Raw genomic sequence first — 21,017 nt, forward strand, 5'->3', positions numbered from 1 at the left:
CAGTTCACCCGTCGACGACGTCGGCGTAGCGGTCGCGGAGGTCGCGTTTGAGGATCTTGCCGCTGGGGTTCTTGGGCAGTGACTCGGCGGCGATCACGAACTTCGGGATCTTGTACGGAGCGAGTCGATCCCGGCAGTACTGGATGATCTCTGACGATTCGACGGTTCGCCCGGCGGCGGGGATGACGACTGCGGCAACCGCTTCGACCCAATGCGGGTGCGGGACTCCGATGACAGCCGCCTCGTGCACGGCGGGGTGGGAGAACAGCACCTCCTCGACCTCGCGGCTCGACACGTTCTCGCCGCCGGTCTTGATCATGTCCTTCTGCCGATCGACCACCCACAGGTAGCCGTCGTCGTCGAAGTAGCCGAGATCGCCGCTGTGGAACCATCCTCCGCGGAACGACTCGGTGGTCTTCTCGGGCAGGTTGAGGTACCCGACGGTGACCTGCGGACTGCGATGCACGATCTCCCCGACACTGCCGGTCGGCACAACAGCACCGTCGGAATCGACGATCCGCGTCTCGACGTTCAGCGCGGGACGGCCGGCGGAACCCCCGCGCGTGGCCTGGTCGTCGGGCGCCAGGACCGTGGCGAGGGACCCCATCTCGGTCTGGCCGTAGAAGTTTCGCAGCCGGAGGTCGGGCAGGCTGGCGCTCAGCTCGCGCAGGACCTCGACGGGGAGCGCCGACGCCCCGTAGTAGCCCTTCCGCAGCGACGACAGCGCCACCGGGTCGAAGTCGGGGGAGCGCAGCAACGAGATCCACACGGTGGGTGGACAGAAGAGTTTGGTCGCTCGTTCCCGCGCGACCGTCCGCAACAGCGTCGTCGCCTCCGGACGGTCGAGGATGATGCTCGTCGCGCCGAGCATGATGTCGGTGATGAGGAAGTTGTCCAGCTGGGCGCAGTGGTAGAACGGGAGCGAGTGCACCTCGATGTCATCGTCGGTCATGCCGCCCGACACCACACAACTCATGTACTGCCACATCAGCGTTCGGCTCGTGTGCATCGCGCCTTTGGGCCGGGACTCGGTGCCGGAGGTGTACATGATGCGGATGACGTCGTCGTCGGCGATGCGGACGTCGGGTAATGCGCCGGCCGGCTCGCTCAGCCAGTCGTCGATGGACGGCCAGCGGGTGTCGGAACCGGCGGGGCCGAGTGGGATCGACCGGCGCACGGTCACCGGTGCCGCCGATGCGGCGATCGCGGCGTCGGCGGTGGGCACGAGCGAGTCCTCGACGATCAGGCCGGCGGCCTCGCAGTCGTCCAGGATGTACGCGATCTCCGGCGCGGTCAGCATGAAGTTGATCGGAACCGACACCACCCCGATCCGGGCAGCGGCGAAGACGACCACGGGGAACTGCCAGCAGTTGTGCGACAGGATGCCGAGGGTCTGTCCCTGTCGCAGGCCGGCGGCATGCAACGCGGCGGCGACCCGGTCGACGGCGTCGTCGAACTCGCGAAAGGTCAGCCGGGTGTCGCGGTGGATGACGGCCGGCTTGTCAGGCGTTCGGGCCGCCGACCGACGTGGGATGTCACCGAGCGAGTGGGACCGGGCCACGGTCATGAGGCCGGCCATGAGGTCGGTCGGGAGGGGAGAAGTCGTCATGGTCAGGTATCTCTCGATCCGGTGAAATCGTGCGACCCGAGCCGGTGGCAGTGGGCCGATGGGTACTGTTCGTAGCTATGCGCGGTAGTTCTCAGCCGGGCGCCCGACGAAGTCCCGGCGCCGAGTCGGTGGCGCCTCGCGGGGGATGGCAGGACCTGCTGTCGCGTCGACAGATGCTCGGGGTCCTGGCCGTGCTCGAGCAGTGCGAGCACGCGGCCGGCGGCCAGCAGTTCAAAGAAGGCCTGGTCGAGGCCATTTCCACGTACTTCGGGGTTCGTGACGTGACGTTCTTCCACGGCCGGACCTACAGCGAGATCTTCGACGATCCGGCACCGCTGCTGACCGGTGCCGCGGCCCCGCTGCTGCGGGACTACCGCGAACGCTGGCGTGACAAGGACATCTTCGCGCTGCCGCGGGCCCGGCGGGTTCTCACCGCCGAGGGCTTCGCCACTCTCGAGGAGCTGTCCCGCCTGCCGGTTCCGCAGCGCTCGTACGTCGTGGACTATCTGCACCCCAACGACATGGACACCGCCTCGGCCCTTCACCTGCCACTCTCCGACGGCGAGGCTCTCATCGGGATGTTCGACCGCGTCCGCGAGTGGGACGAGTCGGACATGCTCGCGATGCGCATTCTCGCGCGGCAGCTGCGCGCGCGGACCGCGACGGTGTCCGCGGCGCACGAGCCCGTCGATCCATTGGCGGCACTCACGCCGCGACAGCTGGAGGTTGCCGAACTCGTCAGCGACGGGCTGAGCAACGCCGAGATCGCCCAGCGACTGTCGCTGTCGGAACTGTCGGTGAAGAAGTACATGAGCCGCATCTTCGAGGCCGCCGGACTGCGCAACCGGGCCGAACTCGCGACCACCGTGCTGCGTTCTCGGCGACAGGCGCGCTGAGCGGGTCTTCCGGTCACGACGTCGGGGTGTACGCGATCACGGTCAGACCGTTCGGCGAGCGGAGGGGGACCCGGGTCTCATGACCTCCCACCGACCTCTCACCGACATGCCACCCCAGCGAGCGAGCGACCTCGATCGTCGCCGCCAGGTCGGGGGTCCGCGCGAGGAGTGACCACGCCGGCCCGTCCGTCTCGTCGGAGACGCTCAACGCATCCCAGGCCGCCCAGGCGGAACCGTCGGAGAACTTTGGTGATCCCAGGACCGCTTGGACGTCACCGGCGACACCGGCCCACCGGTCGGTCGCGTGCATCACCGTCACCCGCTCGAACAGCGAGCCGAATCCGATGGTCTCCGTAAACTTCTCGTCAGACATTCAGACCACCGCCGCTGTCGTCGTCGACACCGACTGCGCCAGCCGGTGACCGAGCCGATCGCGCTTGGTGGCGAGGTATCCGGCGTTGTCCGCGGTGGCCTCGATCTCGAGTCCGACTGTCTCGACGACCTCGACACCCTCGGAGGCCAACCCGTCGACCTTGGCCGGGTTGTTGGTCAGCAACCGGACGCGTCGGATTCCGAGGTCTGTCAGCACCGCCGCGGCGTCCCGATAGTCGCGTTTGTCGATGGGCTGGCCGAGGCGCAGGTTCGCATCGACGGTGTCGACGCCGTCGAGGTCCTGGAGTCGGTAGGCGGCGATCTTGGCCGCGAGACCGATGCCGCGACCCTCGTGGCCGCCGACGTACACCACGACCCCGGAGCCGGCGACCGCGACGTGCTGGAGTGCGGCTCGTAGCTGGGCGCCGCAGTCGCAGCGCCGCGACCCGAGCGTGTCACCGGTGAGGCATTCGCTGTGGATGCGAACCAGCGGCTCACCCTGCGCGGGATTGCCGAGCACCAGGACGAGATGTTCGGCGCCACCGGAGGATCGGTAGACGGTGGCCTCGAAGACGCCGTGATCGGTCGGCAGGGCGCAGGTCGCACCCCGTTCCACCGACGAGCCCGCCCGGCGATGGGCCACGAGGTCGGCGATGGAGATGACCTCGAGTCCGTGACGCGCGGCGAAGTCGCGGACGTCTGCCCGCCCGAGCATCGCGCGCCGGTCCGGGCTGACGAGTTCACAGATAAGGCCGGCGGGTTCGAGGCCGGCTTCGGTGCACAGGTCGACGGCGGCCTCGGTGTGCCCGCGACGTTCGAGTACCCCACCTTCCCTGGCGCGCAACGGCATCACGTGACCCGGACGCGTGAGGTCTGTCGGGCCGACGTCCGGATCGGCGAGGGTGCGGATCGTCCGTGCCCGATCGGCCGCGCTGATGCCGGTCGTGACACCGACGGCCGCGTCGACGCTCACGGTGAAAGCCGTGCCGAGGGGGTCGGTCGGATCGTCCACCATCGGAGGCAGTTCGAGCTCGGCCAGACGGTCCGCGGTCATCGCCACGCAGAGGAATCCGGAGGCGTGTTCGAGGAAGAAGGCGATGTCGTCGACGTCGGCGAACTGAGCGGGCATCACGAGGTCGGCTTCGTTCTCGCGGTCGGCGTCGTCGACGACGATGACCGGACGGCCGAGGCGGAGCTGATCGACGCACCTCTCGACCGCGGAACGGGCCGTACACATCTGGTCGTCGGGGATCATCGGTGAGCTCGCAATCCGTGGAAGACCGACCGATGAAAGATCAACGGGTCGTTGGTGGTCGGCACTCCCAGTGCGTCGACCCGTCCGACGACGAGATCGTGATCACCGATGGGCCGATGGTCGTCGATGGTGCACTCGATCCACGCGTGCGCACCGGCCAGTCGGGGCGAGCCGTTGGCGGATCGGGTCCAGTCCACGCCGGCGAACTTGTCCGCACCGCTGCGCGCGAATGTACGGGCCAAGAGGTGTTGGTCCTCGGCGAGGACGTTCGCGCAGAAGGCGCCGTTCGACACGACCGAGGGCAGCGTCGTCGAGGTGTTGCCCGCGAAGAAGCCGACGAGCGGTGGCTCCATCGAGATGGACGTGAAGGAGCCGACGGTCATCCCGACGGGTGAGCCGTCCGGCCTGGCCGAGGTGATGACCACGACGCCGGAACCGAAGTGCGCGAGCACCTCCCGGTATCGATCGCGGACCGAGTCCGCGTCGGCGGCGTACACGGACGCCCCGGCGTCGGCGGTATGACTGGGGTTCAATGGATTTCCTTCCGATGCGGCCCCGGCGGGTGCGTCCTGCCGCGCACCCGCCGAGACCTGGAGGATCAGACTCAGACGGCCTTGGTGGCCAACTCGTCGAGGGCGGCCGCATAGATGCCCTCGATGGCCGTGGCGAGTTCGGCTTCCACCTCGGCGGATTCGGCGCCGAACTGCGCGGACCAGCGGACCGAGCAGGCGTCGTCGCCGGCTGCGGTGACCGAGACGGTCGAGCGGTAGTGCTCGAGCGGTAGCGGACCGTCGATGTACTCGTAGGAGTAGGTGCGTGCCTCTTCGTCGAAGGCGACGATGCGTTCGCGCGCCGGTGCTCCGTCGGTGAAGACCACGTGGCGGACATCGCCGTCCATCCGGGATTCGCCGATGGCCGGAATCCAGGCCGAGACACCGCCGGTGTCACCGATCCACGACCACACGTCCGTCGCGGACAACGGGAAGTCCTTGGTCACCTCGATACTCGCCATGTCACACCCGTCCCAGCTCGGCTTCGTACTTCTTGGTCATGTGCTCGACGGCCTTCACGTGCTCGGCCGCCTGCCCTTCGCGGACAGCTTGGGCGCGGGCCGCGGCGTCGATCATCGGTTGCGCCTGGCCCTGGAAATACGGCATGACGTCCTGCGCGAACAGTTCGTAGGAACGACGGGTGGCCTGCGGGTTCGCCCAGTCGTGGCCCTGGATCAGCAGGGTGCCGAAACCGCCGGACTGGTCGATCAGACGCTGCACCTGCGCACGCGCTTCGTCGGCGGTGCCGATGACACCGATGCCGGAGGTGTTGATGAAGTCGATCATCTCGTGCTTGTTGGTCCCGCGGACGTCCATCTGTGGGAAGGCCGCCACGTGCTGCAGGTAGTTGAACCAGTACTCGATGCCGTGCTCGACATCCTTGTAGGCCTGCTCCTTGGTCTCGGCGATGTGGAAGGGGCCGACGAGTCGCCAGGTCGAGCGGTCCACCTCGTCGCTGCGTCCGGCCTGCGCGGCGAACTCTTCGAGCAGGCCCCAATGATGTTGCAGTGCACTGAAACCGTCCGCCGTCAACGTAGCGGCGATCGACAGCAGGCCGATGCCGTACTTGCCGGCGAGGCGCGCGCCGGTGGGCGACGCGATCGCGGCGACCACGACGTCGAACAGCGGATCCGAGTAGGGGGCCATCTGGATCTTCGCGTCGAACAGTTCGTGGGTGCGGGTCTTGGCCGTCACCGTCTCGCCGCGGAGCAGACGCATGATGATGTCGGTGTTCTCCGCGAGCAGTTCCCGGGTGTCGATCTGGGAGAGGCCGAGCATCGCGGCGTCGGTGGGGAGCGATCCCGGGCCGAGGCCGAACAGGGCGCGGCCACGGGTCAGGTGGTCGAGCATGATCATGCGTTCGGCCGCCCACAGCGGGTTGTGGTACGAGACCGAGGTGACGCCCGTGCCGAGTTTGATGCGGCTGGTGCGTTCGCCCGCGGCGGCGATCATGATCTCCGGCGATGCGTAGATCTCGGCGCCCGCGGAGTGGTGCTCGCCGAACCAGGCCTCGTCGTATCCCAATTGCTCGAGGTACTGGACGAATTCGAGATCGCGCTGCAGCAGCAGCGTCGGGTTCTGTCCCGGCTCGTGGATCGGGGCGAGGAACGTGCCGAACTTCAGTCTGGTCATCGGAACTCCTGTGTGACGTGAGAGGTACACATCAGAAGCTATGACTCACAACACAGCGAGATAAGTCCGCAAAAGTAGACAATCCCCCCGCCGGCGTGAGGTCGGCAGGGGGACTGTTCTGGCATGGGTCGCTGAGCGACCGGTTCCGCTGAGGCTCAGTTCTCGAACGTCAATGGGGTGGTGGCGGAGGGGCCCTGACGATAGTGGCTCATCGTCGCGGTCTGCCAGCGTCCGTTGAACTCCGGGATCGGAAGCGGGAACCAGTAACTCGAGTCGAGCCACATCTGTCCGAGAAGCGGGACCGGTTGGCGGGAGATGTCGGTCCACTTACCGGTCGGCGCGTTGTCGAAGGTGCCGACCTGCTTGCCGTCGACGTAGAACTCGACCTGCTTGCCACCGAGCTTCACCGCATAGTCGTGCTGCTTGTCGAGAATGTTCATGGGCAGCAAACGAGCCTGGGGGACAAGGGTTCCCGATTTCTTGACCATCATGAAGAAACCCTTGGGAAAGTCCTGTCCGAGCGCATGGGCGATCGGCGCGGTGAGCGTGCTCGCCTGACCGACCAGCCCGGCGGACCCGTTGTACATGAACCAGGCGATCTCGAGGCCCAGGGGATCGATCGACCGGTTGGAGACGCCCCACCCGGTGGTTCCGTTCCAGGATTTGATCTGCTCGGTGCCGCCCACGCGCATCGTCATCGTCTGACCCGGCTCGAACACCGGCTTCGCGAGGATCTCCGCGTTGTTGTACGGGAACAAGCCCTCGACGGTCGGCGGCACCTTGAAGGTGACCCCGTTCGGTCCGTAGGAGGTCTTGCTGTACCCGACGTTCGTGTTGCACCAGACGGTGGGCGCGGTGGCGAACTTCTCGTCGATCGGCCGGGTCGGCTGTGGGTCTCCCGTGCCGATGTAGCCGGCGAACGCCCGGCCGTTCAGCACGGCGCAATTCGACGTGCCGTCGTCGCGGCGGGGAAGCTGGATGTTCGGGTCGGCCACCGCGGTGCCCACGCCTGTCCATGTCAGCACTGCGGCCACTGCGGCGGCGGCGAACGCTCGGCCTCGGGTCATCTGTTCCTCCTCGTAACGCGGACTGAAACAGATATCTGATACCACACGTAGTCAGAAATGGGCCCGTCTCGGTCGAGCGCCGAAACGCCCAAAGCGGACGGGCGGATCTGGGTGATGGGCTTTTGACCGGCGGTTACCCCCGGGCGAGAAACGATTCGTGACAATCGTCTCAAGGGCACGTGGGTCGGCCGCCGGCCCGGCGTCGCGAGTACGAGAGCCGGGCGGCTCAGTCGGCGGCGGTCGGGTAGGCGTCGAGCATCAGGCCGGCGACCGCGCCGAGGGCTTCGGTCCAGGCGGAGGTCATCTCGTCGGTCCACTCGGCTCCGCCGTGCTCGGCCATCGTCGTGATGAGCACGCCGGCCACCCACTCGTACATCTCGGGTGTCACCCCGAGGTCGTTGTGTCGGCGTCCCAGGGCGCCGAGTGTGCGGCCGAGCCACTCGGCGTCGTCGAGGTGGTCGAGGACGGCGGCGATGGCCTGTTGCAGCATCGCGGCCTGTGGTCGCAGGTCGGCGCCGAACATCGGCCGGACCTCCGGATGTTCATCGAACAGTCGGTCGTAGAAGTCGAGCATCAACTTCTGTTCGTCGTCGATGACCAGGGATAGGCTGTCTTGCAACACTTCTGGGTTCAACATGGTGGGGCTGCACCTCGTCGGGGTCGTACGATGTGGCAATGAAACAATTTGTGTATCTTTGTAACATCTACACCACGTGGGAGCTGCCGGAAGCAGAATGACCGGACTCAGATCTGAAGCTCTCACTTCGCCGTCGCACGTATCGGCGAACCTCATCCACTTCATGCCGGGTGCGCGGACGCACTGGCACCGGCATCCGCTGAGCCAGACGGTCTTCGTCACCGAGGGGATCGGGCTGTGGCAGCGCCGCGGTGGGCCTGTCGAGGTTATCCGACCCGGTGAGCGCGTGCTCTTCGGAGCAGGCGAGGAACACTGGCACGGCGCCGCCCCGGCGCCCCTGATGGTCCACTTTGCCATAAACGAGGCCGACGACCAGACGACGCGGTCGAGTGGCTGCAACCGGTGACCGACGAGCAGTATGGCCAGGCACTCTAGATCTGACTCCGCCCGGGCCGTCCGGGGCAATCCCCGTACCGGGTCGGTGCTGGCGGTTGCTCGCCTCGTCGTGACCGCGCCACTCCGGCCCGAGCAGGCGACCACATCGGAAATCGCAGTCTCGATCGACGCCTCGGATCGAGGCTCGATCGGCTATCTCGCAGGCGTATCGGTGAGTCCAAGGAATCGCTCGGCGTTGCCGCGCTTAATGAGTTCCCGCGAGGCCTCGTCCAGGAAGTCGCTCGTGCGGACGACCTCTCCCACCGGCCGCTCCCCGAGCGGGTAGGGGTAGTCGCTACCCACCATCACCCGGTCCGATCCGACCGTGTCGACGAGCAGGCGCAGCGCGCGGTCGTCGAACACAACGGAGTCCACGTAGAAGCGGCCGAGGTAGTGCGACGGCGGCATCGCGGAGGTGCCGATGAGGTCGTTGCGGCGGTGCCAGGCATTCTCCATTCGGCCGAGCCAGAACGCGAACGATCCCCCGCCGTGGGCGAAGGCGATCTTCAGCCGATCGTCAATACGGTCGAAGACGCCACCCAGGATCAACGCCAGGATCGACAGGTGCGTCTCTGCGGGCATGGCGGTCAGCCACTGCGCCATCCAGCGATTGAGGCGGGGCGACGAGTCCATGTCCCAAGGATGGACGAATACCGGAACGTCCATCGACGCGCAGTGTTGCAAGAACGTCACCACCCCTTCGCTGTCGAGGTCTCGATCGCCGACGTGGTTGCCAATCTCGACTCCACGGTGCCCATTGGCGATGCAACGCTCGACTTCACGGCAAGCAGCGTCAGGGTCTTGTAATGGCACTTGGCAGAACGGAATCAGCCGCTCCGGGGCGGGGGCCACGATGTCAAGCGCGAGATCGTTGAAGACACGTGCGATCCGTTCGGCCTGCGCGCCGGCGCGACCGTAATTGAAGAATGCCGGTGTGGGTGAGACAACCTGGGTCCGGACGCCGTCGGAATCCATGTCCCGCAGTCGGATGCCTGCATCCCAGGCGTCGGACTGAATGCGTCGGAACTCGTTCGAACCCATCATTATCACGGCTTCAGCCTCGGTCTCGATCCGCAGCCACGGCGCATCGCGCCCCGCATCGGCGGTCAGGTCCGGCCAGCCCTTGGGAACATAGTGGGTGTGGACGTCGATGGTGCCGCTCACGTCAGCCCTTCCCGGGATGCAGGGCCCCGCAGTTGTCACAGGTGCGAGCCTGCTCGTCCTCGTAGAACTGAACGAAGACCGGTGGCAGGTCGGCGACGATATTGCGCACCTGCAGCTCGATCTCGTGGATCAAGTGATTGCAGTCGAGGCAGTACCACTGGAACTTCTCCAGGGTGCCCTCACGACGCACGCGTTCGATGACAAGGCCGATCGAGTCGGCGGTCGGGCGTTGCGGTGAATGCGGAATGTTGCCGGGCAGCAGCCAGGTCTCGCCTTCGCGGATATGCACGCGCTCCGGTCCGTCCGCGGTCATGACGTCCACGTAGATACTGCCCTCGAGCTGGTAGAACCACTCCTCGTACGGGTCGAGATGATAGTCGGTGCGCTGATTTGGACCGCCGACCACCTGGACGACGAAGTCGTCGCCCAAGGCCATCGTCTGGTTGTTCACCGGCGGTGCGAGCAGGTGTTTGTTCTCGGCGATCCACTTCTGGAAGTCGATGACGGGCGGGATGGCGTTCATGAGTGATCCTTCAGGTTGAGGGCGGTACGGCGATGAGGGGGCAGGTAGGCGACACCCTGGATCTCGATCAGTAGATGCGGATGCGGAAGTTGGTGTACCGCAACGGTGGTCCGGGTCGGACCGGTTTCGTCGAACACCTCGGCGTACACCTCGTTGTAGCCGCCGAAGTCGTTCATCGACACGAGATAGGAGGTGACCTGCACGAGATCGCTCAGATCCGCACCGACCTCGACGAGGATCGATCGGATGTTGTCGATGACCGCTCGCGTCTGTGCTCGGATGTCAAGATTCGTCGTTCCCATCTCGTCGACCTCGACACCGTCGAACGTATTGTCCGGTCGACGGGAGCTCGTTCCGGAGACATAGACGAAGTCGCCCGCGACCTTCAGATGTGGGAATCGTCCGCGTGGGATCGCGAGTTGCTCGAGGACCCGGGCGGCGGCGTCGTGGCTCATGAGCTGACTTCGGCGGTGACGCTGCCGAGGCCGTCGATGTCGCATCGTGCGGCGCCCGCCGCCAACGGGATTGCCGCGGTGGCGGCGCCGGCGAGCACCACATCGCCCGCGCGCAACGGAATTCGGCGACGGCGACACACGTCGAGAAGTGCGTGGAGAGCGTTGACCGGATCGTCGAGAATCGCGGCGGTGGAACCGTCAACGGACTGCCCGCCCGCCTCGAGTCGCACCGAGAGATCGCCGACGGAACGCATCGACTGCCACGGACCGATCACGAAAGCGGCTGCGGACGTGTTGTCGGCGACCACGTCGGTGTAGGTGAACCGGAAGTCACGGTAGCGGGAGTCGATGATCTCCATCGCCGGAGCGACGGCGTCGACGCAGGTTTCGACGTCGACACCTGGGTCGTCGAGATCGATGTCCTGCATCAGGCGGTACGCGACCTCGGGTTCGATCTTGGGGTGAATGAACCGGCTCAGATCGAATCGACCGCCGTTGTCGACGCGCATAGCGTCGGTGAGCCGGCCGACGATCACGTCGGAAACACCCATCTGAGCCATCTTGGCCTTGCTGGTGAACCCGAGCTTGACGCCCACGAGCGTCTGCCCACGGTCGAGTTGCCGGCCGACCAGCGCTTCCTGGACGCGGTACGCGTCGTCGATGTGGACCTCGACATCGTCTGCGAGACTCGGAGTGTCGAGTACCTGCAGCTGTGCCTCGTCCAATCGCGCGGCAAGGGTGTCTATCTCCTTGCGGGTCAGTGACTTCGCTTCCATTGTTCCTCTTTTCCCGGGAGTTATAGGGCCACGCACACGTTGGTGGGCTCGGTATAGAAGTGCAACGACGACTCGCCGCCCTCCCTGCCGATTCCGGACAACCCGACGCCACCGAATGGAGATCGCAGTTCGCGCGTGAACCAAGTGTTGACCCAGGAGATTCCGACGTTCATCTTCTGTGCGACGCGGTGTCCGCGTCGCAGGTCGTTGGTCCACACCGACGCGGCCAGCCCGTACTGGGTGTCGTTGGCGAGCGCGATCGCCTCCGCTTCCGTGTCGAACGGCACCAATGCGGCGACCGGCCCGAAGATCTCTTCACGCAGAACCGGGTCCTCGTTGGTCAGTCCCGTCCACAGCGTCGGCTCCACCCACGAGCCGGACTCGAAATCCTGACCCAGGTCCGGAATTCCGCCCCCGGTCAAGACTTTGGCGCCCGACTGCTCGGCGAGCTCGAAATAGCGCATTACCTTGTCGCGGTGCCCCTGCGAGATCAGTGGTCCGGTGGTGACGTCGGGATCGGCGGGGTTGCCCAGACGCAGTCGCTCGGCACGCTCGACGAGCCCGACAGCGACGTCGTCGAAGATGGAACGGTGGACGTACACCCTTTCGGTACACAGACACACCTGGCCCGTGTTGGCGAAGACGGACCTGGTGAGTCCGGTGAGTGCTTCGTCGAGGTCGACGTCATCGAACACGATCGCGGCATTCTTCCCCCCGAGCTCGAACGACACCGGACGTACACGGGGCGCAACGGTTTTCATCACATGAGAGCCGGTCGCGGACGAACCGGTGAAGGTGACACCGTCGATTCCCGGATGTGTCGTGAGGTACTCGCCGGCGGAGTTGCCACCGAAGCCGTGCACCACGTTGTACACGCCGGAGGGCAGTCCCACCTCGGCGAGGACCTCCGCGAGCAGAGTGGCAGTCGCGGGCGTCTCCTCGCTTGGCTTGACCACCACGGCATTACCGCACGCGAGTGCGGGCGCCACCTTCCAGGTCAGCAGGAGCAGTGGCAGGTTCCACGGCACGATCACCGCGACCGCGCCGAGCGGTTTGCGGACCGCATAGTTGAGCGCCTGCCGACCGCCGGCAAGGTCGGTCATGAACGACTCCTGGCCGGCGGCGGCAGCGACATCGGCGAACGTCCTGAAGTTGGTCAGCGCTCGAGCCACGTCGAGTTCTCGTGCCTGGGTGATCGGCTTACCGGTGTCGGCCATCTCGGCGGCGACGAACTCCTCGAAGCGCTGCTCGATGCGATCCGCGGCGCGGCGCAACAGCGCGGAGCGTTCGCGCACCGGCGTGTCGGCCCAGCCGTTGTCAAGGGCCCGACGGGCGGCGTTCACGGCGCGATCGACCAGCGCCTGGTCGGCCTCGTGGACCTGGCCGAGCGTCCGTCCGGTCGCAGGATCGACCTGATCGAATCCACGCCGCGGATCGGGATCGACGAAGGCTCCGTCGACGAAGTTGCGGATCCAGCCGTCGGGGGTTGAAGTCATGGATCAATGGTCGGGCCCCCGGCTATACCAAACAAATGCCTATATCGGAGCCGGCCATGTCCATACGGACATAAGGTTCGTCGGCTCGATCCGATCTCGTGCGCTACTTGAGGTCGAGGTGCAATCCCGATAGCTCGGATTCGATCGCCTCGACCTCGTCGAGGAGGTGCGACACGAACAAGTCGGCGCTCTCGCTCAGGGCTGACTCTGCCGAATGAATGAGAGCGATTGCGCGGGGGAGGGTATCGAGCTCCACGGGGAGCATGCGCAGCTCGGGATCGTTCGTTCCGACCAGCACCGGCAGGGGGGCCAGTGAATCGGTGGCGTGCAGAATCGCCCGGATCGTGAGGATTGACGTGCACTCGATGACATTCGTGGGGACCCAAGATCCGGTCTCGCCGAATGACCCACCGAATCGGCTTGCCACCGCGGTCGGAGGCGGCAGCACCCAGGGGAATGACGCCAGAGACTCGGGCTCGAGGCCGTCGCCCGTGAAGGCGGGATGTCCAACCCTTGCCATGATGCGGATGGGCTCGTCGTACAGATGCCGCTGGGTGATGTGGTGGGGGTTCCCGTCAGTCATCCGCCCGATCAGGACGTCGAGCTTGTGGTGCGCCAGCAACTCGAGCAAGGTCTCGTCGGTGCCCTCGACCACCGACACCTTGAGACCAGGGTGCGCGGCCTTCAGCGACACCAGGGTGCGTGGGAGGAGAACATACGACCCGGTCATGTTCGTGCCCACCCGGATCGGTCGCGTTCCGCTCTGTTGGAGGTGATCGATGTTCTCGGCCAGACGTTCCATGCTGGTCAGGATCATCTCGGCGTGTTCAAGCAGCAAGGTGCCATAGGGCGTCGGGGTGACCCCGCGCGTGCTGCGGTCGAACAGCCGCACTCCCAGAATCTCTTCTGCCTCACGTAAACCCCGGGTCACCACAGGCTGGGTCACATACAGATCCGCAGCAGCGCCGACGATTGTTCCATTGTTCGCGATTGCCGTGATCAGTTGTAGATGACGGAGTTTGAAGCCGCCGTCGAGGAGGTGTTTCAGCCGACGTTCCATGGCGAGAGCATAGCCAGAGCCTGGCGTGATAGCCATATGGGCATAGTGCGTGCAAGAAGGGCATTATGTGGATCAGCCCACAAACTGAAGTATCTAGGGCATGCCCGAACTACTCCCGTCCGCCCTCGGTCTGTCAGAGGGGTTGAGAGACAACACGATCAGCGTCGTGGACCTCACCGCCCCCCTGTCGGACCGGACTCCGGTTCTGCCACTTCCCGATGGCATGGAGCCGATTCCGCGATTCTCTCTCGAGGAGCTTGCACGCTATGACGAGAGGGGTGAGACGTCCTACCAGAACGCCATCCACACCGGCGAACACGTGGGGACTCACTTCGACGCTCCGTGTCACTGGGTCACCGGCCGTGATCTCGCCGATGTCTCGCGTGTTCCGGCTTCTCACCTGATCGGTCCTTTCGTCGTCATCGACAAGTCGAAGGAGGTTGTCGACGACCCTGACTTCCTGCTCGGTGTCGATGACGTACTGGATTGGGAACGGAGCTACGGCCCCTTGCCCGAAGGTGGTTGGCTGCTCTACCGAACAGGCTGGGACCGCCGAGCCGCTGACGAAGTGCAATTCATCAACGCTGACGGCGATGGTCCTCACACGCCCGGCATCTCGGTGGAGTGCGCCGAATGGTTGGCGACACAGAGCCCAATCAGGGGCATCGGAGTGGAAACCGTCGGTATCGACGCCGGCCAAGCATACGCCTTCGACCCACCCTTCCCGTGTCACCACCACCTGCTCGGCGCCGGCAAGTACGGCGTCACGCAGCTACGAAATCTCGATTCACTCCCCGCCGCCGGTGGAGTGCTGGTCGTCGCGCCGCTGAAGATCGTCGGCGGGTCAGGTAGCCCCGCCCGAGTGCTGGCGCTCGTGAAAACACCCACCGAGCTCGAAAAGGGAGATTGATCATGTACGTTCGCGAAGCTATCGGTCGAGCGTTGTACGAGCTCGGTGTCCGGGTGGCGTTCGGTGTCGTCGGTAGCGGCAACTTCCACTATACGAACGCACTCGTTGGAGCCGGCGCCCGCTTCGTCGCGGCACGTCATGAGGGCGGCGCAGCGGTCATGGCAGACGCCCACGCCCGGATGAGCGAGCAGGTGACCGTGCTCTCGCTGCATCAAGGGTGCGGCTACACCAACGCGTTGACCGGCATAGTCGAGGCCGCGAAGAGCCAGAGCCCGCTGCTCGTCCTGACCGCCGAAGCCACCGATCCGAAGTCGAACTTCTACATCGACCAGGAATCGATCGCCCGCGGCTGCGGAGCAGTGGCGCTCCGAATCCGATCTGCGGAGACAGCTGTTTCCGATCTGACTCACGCGTACAACGTCTGCGCGATGCAGAAGCGCACGGTGGTGCTCAACATCCCCATCGATGTCCAGGACTGTGTACTGACCGGGTCCGTCTCGGTTCCGCACCCGATCACCAGGATGGCTCCCCGGCCTCAGCGAACCGATGTGGAAGAACTCGCGGTACTGCTCAAGCAGGCACAGAGGCCTGTGTTCGTCGTTGGACGTGGTGCCCGTGGGGGTCCTGCGAAACGCACCCTCATCGAACTCGCAGAACGATGCGGAGCCCTGCTGGCGACATCTGCCGTCGCCCGAGGGATGTTCGAAGGGGAGCCGTGGAGTATCGACGTGGCCGGAGGGTTCTCGACGCCACTTGCCGCTGAGCTCATCACAAACGCCGACCTCATCGTCGGCTGGGGATGCACACTGAACATGTGGACCATGCGGCACGGCCGCTTGATCGGCGACAGCGCGAAGGTTGTCCAGGTCGACATCGACCAGAGCGCCCTCGGGCGGCATCGCCCGGTCGATCTCGGTGTGTGGGCCGGCGTGGCGGAAACCGCCGCCGACGTCTCGGCTCTGCTTGCCGAGGCGCGGGTCGAGAGGACCGGCTACCGGACCAGCGGGACTCTGCGACGAATTCAGACCGAAGGTCGATGGCACCAGGTCCCGTTCGAAGACGAGAGCACAGACGAGCGTATCGATCCCCGGCTGATGAGTGCACAGCTGAATCGAATGCTGCCGCGCTCGCGGGTCCTGTCGGTGGATTCCGGGAACTTCCTCGGCTACCCGAGCATGTTTCTCGACGTACCCGACGAGTACGGATTCTGCTTCACCCAGGCATTTCAATCCGTTGGCCTCGGCCTCGCCACCGCGATCGGCGCCGCGATCGCTCAACCCGACCGTGTTCCGATCGCAGCCTGCGGCGACGGTGGCTTCTTGATGGGTATCAGCGAACTCGAGACGGCAGCCCGACTGAACCTCCCCATGCTCGTCATCGTCTACAACGACGCGCAGTACGGGGCGGAAGCCCACCACTTCGGAGCACACGAAGACCTCGACGCGGTGACCTTCCCAGAGACGGACATCGCTGCCCTCGCTCGTGGCTTCGGCTGTGAGACCGTCACCGTCAGGTGCCTCGACGATCTACTCCCGATCAAGTCCTGGCTCGACCAACCCAATCGCCCGATGGTCCTGGACGCCAAGATCGTCTCGGACGAAGGGGCATGGTGGCTTGTCGAAGCATTCGGTCACTGACTCACAGTCCCAACGAGATCCCGACGCCGGTATCACTGGCCCGCTGATACGCCCTCAATCATGATTCTCGCAATATAGGAAACGGATTCCTGCCATGTCCAATCAATCTGTAGAAAGCCGAACGCGTAAGGCGGCCACCGCGAGCCTGATCGGCAGCGCCCTCGAGTGGTACGACTTCTTTCTGTACGGAACCGCCGCAGCCCTCGTCTTCGGGCCACTCTTCTTCACCGGAGACGATTCCCTCGTTGGAACACTCGCCGCATTCGGAACGTTCGCCATAGGCTTCGTCGCACGGCCCTTCGGTGGAGTCATCTTCGGGCACTTCGGTGACCGCGTCGGACGAAAGTCAATGCTCGTCATCACACTCATGATGATGGGCGTCTGTACTGCGCTCATCGGTCTACTCCCCACACATGCCCAGATCGGCGTCTGGGCGCCGATTCTCCTCGTGATTCTGCGTGTGATTCAGGGAATCGCGGTGGGCGGGGAATGGGGTGGCGCAGTACTCTTGATCAGCGAGAATGCTCCACCGAGCCGGCGCGGATTCTTTTCCGCCTTCAGCCAGGTGGGCGTCACGTTGGGCTTCATCCTGTCGTCGTCAGTGTTTGCCCTGGTCAACCTGCTCCCCGAAGACGAGTTTCTCTCCTGGGGTTGGCGAATACCGTTCCTTCTGGGACTGGTTCTCATGATCGCCGGCCTGGTGATCCGCATGAAGGTCCAGGAAACCCCGGTTTTCGAGGAGCTCCAGGCGGAGGACAACCGGGTTCGCTTCCCCGCACTCGAAGCGATCAAGACGCAGCGGCGATCAATCCTGGTCACCGTAGGCGCGCGCATGGCCGAGAACGGCGGTTCGTACATCTTCGCGGTGTTCTCCCTCGCCTACGGAGTCCACATCGGTGTGGGTAGCGGGGTGATTCTGACCGCGATCATCGTCGCCAACATCCTGGAGACATTCACCATGGTCGGGTTCGCGGCACTGTCTGATCGGATAGGTCGACGCCCGGTTTATCTCATCGGCGCCGTCGGGGTGATCATCTGGGCCGCACCGTTTTTCCTTCTGATCAACACACAGAACACGGCGCTCATCTGGCTCGCGATCATCATCGCCATCAGCATCTGCCACAGTGCGATGATCGGTACTCAGCCGAGCTTCTTCAGCGAACTGTTCACCGGAAAGGTCCGCTACAGCGGATTGTCGATAGGTCATGAAGTCGCCGCGATCTTTGCCGGCGGTGTCGCGCCGCTGATCGCCACAGGCCTGCTTGCCTGGTCCGGGACGTACTGGCCCATCGCGGTGTACCTGGCCCTCTTCGGCGTCCTCAGCACCGTCGCCGTGCTCAAGGCTCCCGAAACCAAGGGCATCGACTCGCTTTCGGGGATGCCGCCTGCTGCTCCGGATTCCCGTTCGCTGGACGAGATCGGCGAGCCGGTATGACCGGGCACAGCGCAATCATCGCCAGCGCAGTCGAGGTGCCGTATACCCGACACCCAGAGGGAGTCGAGACCACAGAGCGTCTGCTGACCAGTGCTGTTCGGCAGGCGGTCGAGAAGGCCGGCCTTGCTCTCGAAGACGTTGATGGGCTCGGGGTATCGAGCTTCACCCTCAAACCCGACCACGCTGTCGACCTGGCCCTTCGCAGCGGCCTGGCTCTCCGCTGGATCATGGAGGACACCAACGGCGGAGCCAGCGGCGTGAACATGCTTCAGCATGCCGTGCGTGCAATCGAGGCCGGAGACGCGGAAACCATTGTCCTGGTTGCCGGCGATCGCATGACCGCGTCGGACTTCAAGTCAGTAGTCGACGAATACAACGCCATCACCCGGGACTATGTCACTCCGTTGGGAATGGGCGGACCGAACGCCATGTTCGCGATGCTCACGCAACGCCACATGCGTCGACATGGCCTCGACGATAAGGCGTACGGAGCGGTGGCTGTTGCCCAGAGACATTGGGCGACAATGAATCCAGGTGCCGTCTACCGGACGCCTATGAGTATGGACGACTATCTCACCTCGCCCGTCATCGCGTCGCCCCTGCGTCGGTTCGACTGTGTTCCGCCGGTCACGGGTGCAGACGCCATCGTGATCACGAGACAGGACCACATGCAGGACGGAAGTCCGGCGGTTCGCGTCAGTGCCATCGGCGGTTCTGTGAACTGGGACGGACATGAAGGCGATGGACTTCGTACCGGCCTGTGCCGAGTCGCCCCAGAACTGTGGAACCGCGCAGGTCTGCGTCCTGCCGATATCGATGTGATCAGCGTCTACGACGACTATCCGGTCATGGTGTTGATCCAGTTGGAGGACATGGGTTTCGTCCCCACCGGGAGTTTGTTCGACATCACCGATCGCCTCCTCCACGATCGATGGCCGGTCAACACCTCGGGCGGTCAACTGTCCGCGGGGCAGGCGGGGTCAGCGGCGGGAATGCATGGGCTCGTCGAAGCCGTCATCCAGTTGCGTGGCGAAGCCGGCGAGCGCCAGGTTCCCGGCGCACGCACCGCCGCCGTCAGCGGTTACGGCATGGTCACCTATCGCTACGGATCCTGCGCGAACCTTGCGATTCTCGAAAGGGTTTGACATGGGCATCACGATGCAGAGCTGCACGAGGTGCGGAAGAGCGTCCTTCCCTCCACGTAGCCTCTGCCCTCATTGCTGCAGTGGCGATTTCGAACCCCTGACTGCCTACCGAGGTGTCATCGAAGAAATCTCTGTTCAGCGCGGCACACCCGCAGTCACCTTCGCGTCGATACGTACCGACCTGGGTCCGACAGTTGTTGCGAAAGTCGTCGGCGAGGGCGGGGTCCCCGGGTCCGAAATCGACTTGGCATCACCAGAAACGCAGACAACCGGCGGGCCGGTCGCGGTGATACCGCAGCCCTCCGCCAAGGAGCAATGAACAAATGCAGAGCACCGTTGACCGCATCGCACCGCTTCGCGGTCTTCCCTTGAAGGATTGCACCATTCCAGCCCTGCTGACACGTCAGGCAGAGCTGTACAGCGACAAGACACTGTTGAAGATGGGGGAATCCGCACTTACCTACGCCGAGGTTCGCGACCTGGCCGCCGCGACTGCAGCGATGTTGCAAGCGAACGGGATAAGTCGCGGGGACAAGGTCGCGACACTGTCGCAGAATCGGCTCGAATTGCTTCAGACCATCCTCGGGTGCGCCTGGATCGGTGCAGTCGCCGTGCCACTGAACGCCGCGTTGCAGGGAACCCAGCTACACCATGCGCTGGAGAACTCGAACTCCCGGATTCTGGTCATCGAGCCAGAACTCCTCAACCTTCTGGAGTCGGTTCCGGTCCCGCCCGATCTCGAGCAGGTCTGGTTGCTGGATTCAGCCGCCACAGCTGTGGCGGGTTACGACGTGCGCACCTTCCCAGAGCTCTCCGGGACCGTCCCGCCCTGCTCGGTGTCGCCGGGTGATACGGCGGCGCTGCTCTACACCTCTGGAACCACGGGCGTGTCAAAAGGTGTGTGCTGCCCCCACGCCCAGTTCTATTGGTGGGGGATCACCGTCTCCGAGCAGCTCTGCATCTCCGATGAGGACACGTTGTTCACGGTTTTGCCGCTGTTCCACACCAATGCCCTCAACGCCTTCTTCCAAACTCTCGTCGCCGGGGCAACGATCGTCGTAGGACGTCGATTCTCCGCGCGGCGGTTCTGGTCGGAGCTGTCCGACTCGGACGCCACGGTCACTTATCTGCTTGGGGCGATGATCAACATTCTCTGGTCCCGCGAGCCTCAGTCGAGGGATCGGGAGCACAACGTGAACCGCGCGCTGTCACCGGCAACTCCGGCGGGTCTGGCCGACCCGTTCTTCGATCGGTTCGGCATCCGACTCGTCGACGGCTTCGGTTCGACAGAGACCAACTCGGTCCTGACCTCCGCGCCGGACATGCCTCGACCCGGCTACATCGGCCAGGTCCAGCCCGACTTCGAAGCGGTCGTGGTGGATGAGCACGACTCTCCAGTACCGGACGGCACACCAGGGGAGCTTCTGCTCCGCCCACGCGTCCCATATGCGTTTGCCACCGGCTACCACGGCATGTCCGACAAGACAACGGAAACATGGCGGAACCTGTGGTTCCACACCGGTGATCGCGTCGTCCGGGAGCCGGACGGCTGGTTCCGGTTCGTCGACCGCATGAAGGACGTGATCCGTCGGCGGGGGGAGAACATCTCGTCCTTCGAAGTCGAGCAGGCAATCGGACTACACCCCGCCGTCGAATCGGTGGCAGCGTATCCGGTGCCATCTGAGATGGCCGAGGACGAGGTCATGGTGTCGGTTGTTCCCAAGGCCGGCGCAATCCTCACCCCTCGCGAGATCGTCGACCACTGCCATGGCCGTCTGGCGAAGTTCGCCGTTCCCCGTTTTGTCGACATCGTCGAGACGCTGCCGACCACCGAGAACGGGAAGATCCGCAAAGTTCTCCTCCGAGAACGCGGAAAGACGGCGACGACGTGGGATCGCGATGCGGAAAGTTGATAAGAACCGGCTGCCGATTCAACCCTCGAGCCGTTGAGCACCCGATGAC

The 21,017-nt window shown here is 64.7% G+C and carries 22 protein-coding genes; 8 read left to right on the forward strand and 14 right to left on the reverse strand.

The features are described 5' to 3' along the window. Window positions 1-4 precede the first annotated feature (4 nt). The gene (locus AB4Z55_RS05955) at window positions 5-1,609 is read right to left on the reverse strand and encodes a fatty acyl-CoA synthetase (protein ID WP_369519376.1); all 1,605 of its coding nucleotides are present in this window, start codon (window positions 1,607-1,609) and stop codon (window positions 5-7) included. A 77-nt stretch (window positions 1,610-1,686) separates the two neighbouring features. Here AB4Z55_RS05955 and AB4Z55_RS05960 point away from each other — a divergent pair, with 77 nt between their 5' ends. After that, the gene (locus tag AB4Z55_RS05960; RefSeq protein ID WP_354561278.1) at window positions 1,687-2,505 is read left to right on the forward strand and encodes a helix-turn-helix transcriptional regulator; all 819 of its coding nucleotides are present in this window, start codon (window positions 1,687-1,689) and stop codon (window positions 2,503-2,505) included. 13 nt (window positions 2,506-2,518) lie between these two features. Here the strand turns inward: AB4Z55_RS05960 and AB4Z55_RS05965 are convergent, their stop codons facing one another. The 7 genes from AB4Z55_RS05965 to AB4Z55_RS05995 form a co-directional block, all read right to left on the reverse strand. Continuing rightward, entirely contained in the window at window positions 2,519-2,878 is a 360-nt protein-coding gene (locus tag AB4Z55_RS05965; protein WP_354561277.1) for a hypothetical protein, read from the reverse strand. Continuing rightward, entirely contained in the window at window positions 2,879-4,132 is a 1,254-nt protein-coding gene (gene ribB / locus AB4Z55_RS05970) for a 3,4-dihydroxy-2-butanone-4-phosphate synthase (RefSeq protein WP_369519377.1), read from the reverse strand. Then, window positions 4,129-4,665: a flavin reductase family protein gene (locus AB4Z55_RS05975; RefSeq protein ID WP_238418875.1), complete on the reverse strand. Its 537-nt coding sequence runs from the start codon at window positions 4,663-4,665 to the stop codon at window positions 4,129-4,131. Before AB4Z55_RS05975 ends, ribB begins: the two co-directional genes overlap by 4 nt. Before the next feature lie 71 nt (window positions 4,666-4,736). Beyond that, on the reverse strand, window positions 4,737-5,144 hold the full coding sequence (locus tag AB4Z55_RS05980; RefSeq protein ID WP_101821235.1) for an SRPBCC family protein: 408 nt from the start codon (window positions 5,142-5,144) through the stop codon (window positions 4,737-4,739). 1 nt (window position 5,145) lies between these two features. Continuing rightward, on the reverse strand, window positions 5,146-6,315 hold the full coding sequence (locus tag AB4Z55_RS05985; protein WP_058249683.1) for an LLM class flavin-dependent oxidoreductase: 1,170 nt from the start codon (window positions 6,313-6,315) through the stop codon (window positions 5,146-5,148). 155 nt (window positions 6,316-6,470) lie between these two features. Beyond that, on the reverse strand, window positions 6,471-7,382 hold the full coding sequence (locus AB4Z55_RS05990; RefSeq protein WP_354561273.1) for a hypothetical protein: 912 nt from the start codon (window positions 7,380-7,382) through the stop codon (window positions 6,471-6,473). Window positions 7,383-7,608: 226 nt separating this feature from the next. Beyond that, the gene (locus AB4Z55_RS05995; RefSeq protein WP_354561271.1) at window positions 7,609-8,019 is read right to left on the reverse strand and encodes a globin domain-containing protein; all 411 of its coding nucleotides are present in this window, start codon (window positions 8,017-8,019) and stop codon (window positions 7,609-7,611) included. A gap of 97 nt (window positions 8,020-8,116) precedes the next feature. Between AB4Z55_RS05995 and AB4Z55_RS06000 the strand changes: the two genes are divergently transcribed. Beyond that, window positions 8,117-8,425, forward strand: a complete 309-nt coding sequence (locus tag AB4Z55_RS06000) for a cupin domain-containing protein (protein WP_354561270.1) — start codon at window positions 8,117-8,119, stop codon at window positions 8,423-8,425. Between the two features lie 182 nt (window positions 8,426-8,607). Here the strand turns inward: AB4Z55_RS06000 and AB4Z55_RS06005 are convergent, their stop codons facing one another. The 6 genes from AB4Z55_RS06005 to AB4Z55_RS06030 all read right to left on the reverse strand — a co-directional run bounded on the left by AB4Z55_RS06005 (window position 8,608) and on the right by AB4Z55_RS06030 (window position 13,928). Then, entirely contained in the window at window positions 8,608-9,618 is a 1,011-nt protein-coding gene (locus AB4Z55_RS06005) for an amidohydrolase family protein (RefSeq protein ID WP_238418871.1), read from the reverse strand. 1 nt (window position 9,619) lies between these two features. Further along, the gene (locus AB4Z55_RS06010; RefSeq protein WP_238418870.1) at window positions 9,620-10,141 is read right to left on the reverse strand and encodes a 3-hydroxyanthranilate 3,4-dioxygenase; all 522 of its coding nucleotides are present in this window, start codon (window positions 10,139-10,141) and stop codon (window positions 9,620-9,622) included. Beyond that, window positions 10,138-10,596 (reverse strand): RidA family protein, encoded by a 459-nt coding sequence (locus tag AB4Z55_RS06015; protein WP_238418869.1) that lies wholly within the window; start codon window positions 10,594-10,596, stop codon window positions 10,138-10,140. The genes AB4Z55_RS06010 and AB4Z55_RS06015 overlap by 4 nt, the downstream gene beginning before the upstream one ends. Beyond that, window positions 10,593-11,372, reverse strand: coding sequence for a 4-oxalocrotonate decarboxylase (locus AB4Z55_RS06020; RefSeq protein ID WP_238418868.1), 780 nt, complete (start codon window positions 11,370-11,372; stop codon window positions 10,593-10,595). Before AB4Z55_RS06020 ends, AB4Z55_RS06015 begins: the two co-directional genes overlap by 4 nt. Window positions 11,373-11,392: 20 nt before the next feature. Then, on the reverse strand, window positions 11,393-12,868 hold the full coding sequence (locus AB4Z55_RS06025; RefSeq protein WP_369519378.1) for a 2-hydroxymuconic semialdehyde dehydrogenase: 1,476 nt from the start codon (window positions 12,866-12,868) through the stop codon (window positions 11,393-11,395). A gap of 103 nt (window positions 12,869-12,971) precedes the next feature. Next, window positions 12,972-13,928 carry a LysR family transcriptional regulator gene (locus AB4Z55_RS06030; protein WP_239401367.1) on the reverse strand — a complete coding sequence of 319 codons (957 nt, stop codon included), beginning with the start codon at window positions 13,926-13,928 and terminating at the stop codon, window positions 12,972-12,974. 100 nt (window positions 13,929-14,028) lie between these two features. On the opposite strand from AB4Z55_RS06030, the gene AB4Z55_RS06035 reads away from it, so the two are divergent. From AB4Z55_RS06035 to AB4Z55_RS06060, 6 genes are all read left to right on the forward strand, one after another. Continuing rightward, on the forward strand, window positions 14,029-14,838 hold the full coding sequence (locus tag AB4Z55_RS06035) for a cyclase family protein (protein ID WP_238418865.1): 810 nt from the start codon (window positions 14,029-14,031) through the stop codon (window positions 14,836-14,838). A gap of 2 nt (window positions 14,839-14,840) precedes the next feature. Further along, window positions 14,841-16,475 carry a thiamine pyrophosphate-binding protein gene (locus AB4Z55_RS06040; RefSeq protein ID WP_239401369.1) on the forward strand — a complete coding sequence of 545 codons (1,635 nt, stop codon included), beginning with the start codon at window positions 14,841-14,843 and terminating at the stop codon, window positions 16,473-16,475. Window positions 16,476-16,569: 94 nt separating this feature from the next. Then, window positions 16,570-17,910 (forward strand): MFS transporter, encoded by a 1,341-nt coding sequence (locus AB4Z55_RS06045; protein ID WP_238418863.1) that lies wholly within the window; start codon window positions 16,570-16,572, stop codon window positions 17,908-17,910. Then, entirely contained in the window at window positions 17,907-19,055 is a 1,149-nt protein-coding gene (locus AB4Z55_RS06050; protein ID WP_369519379.1) for a thiolase family protein, read from the forward strand. The genes AB4Z55_RS06045 and AB4Z55_RS06050 overlap by 4 nt, the downstream gene beginning before the upstream one ends. A gap of 13 nt (window positions 19,056-19,068) precedes the next feature. After that, complete coding sequence (locus AB4Z55_RS06055; RefSeq protein ID WP_369520987.1) at window positions 19,069-19,374, forward strand: zinc ribbon domain-containing protein; 306 nt, start codon at window positions 19,069-19,071, stop codon at window positions 19,372-19,374. Between the two features lie 4 nt (window positions 19,375-19,378). Next, entirely contained in the window at window positions 19,379-20,968 is a 1,590-nt protein-coding gene (locus AB4Z55_RS06060) for an ATP-dependent acyl-CoA ligase (RefSeq protein ID WP_369519380.1), read from the forward strand. Window positions 20,969-21,017: the final 49 nt, after the last annotated feature.

This window comes from Gordonia sp. ABKF26, from assembly GCF_041103195.1.
Classification (GTDB): Bacteria; Actinomycetota; Actinomycetes; order Mycobacteriales; family Mycobacteriaceae; genus Gordonia; species Gordonia terrae.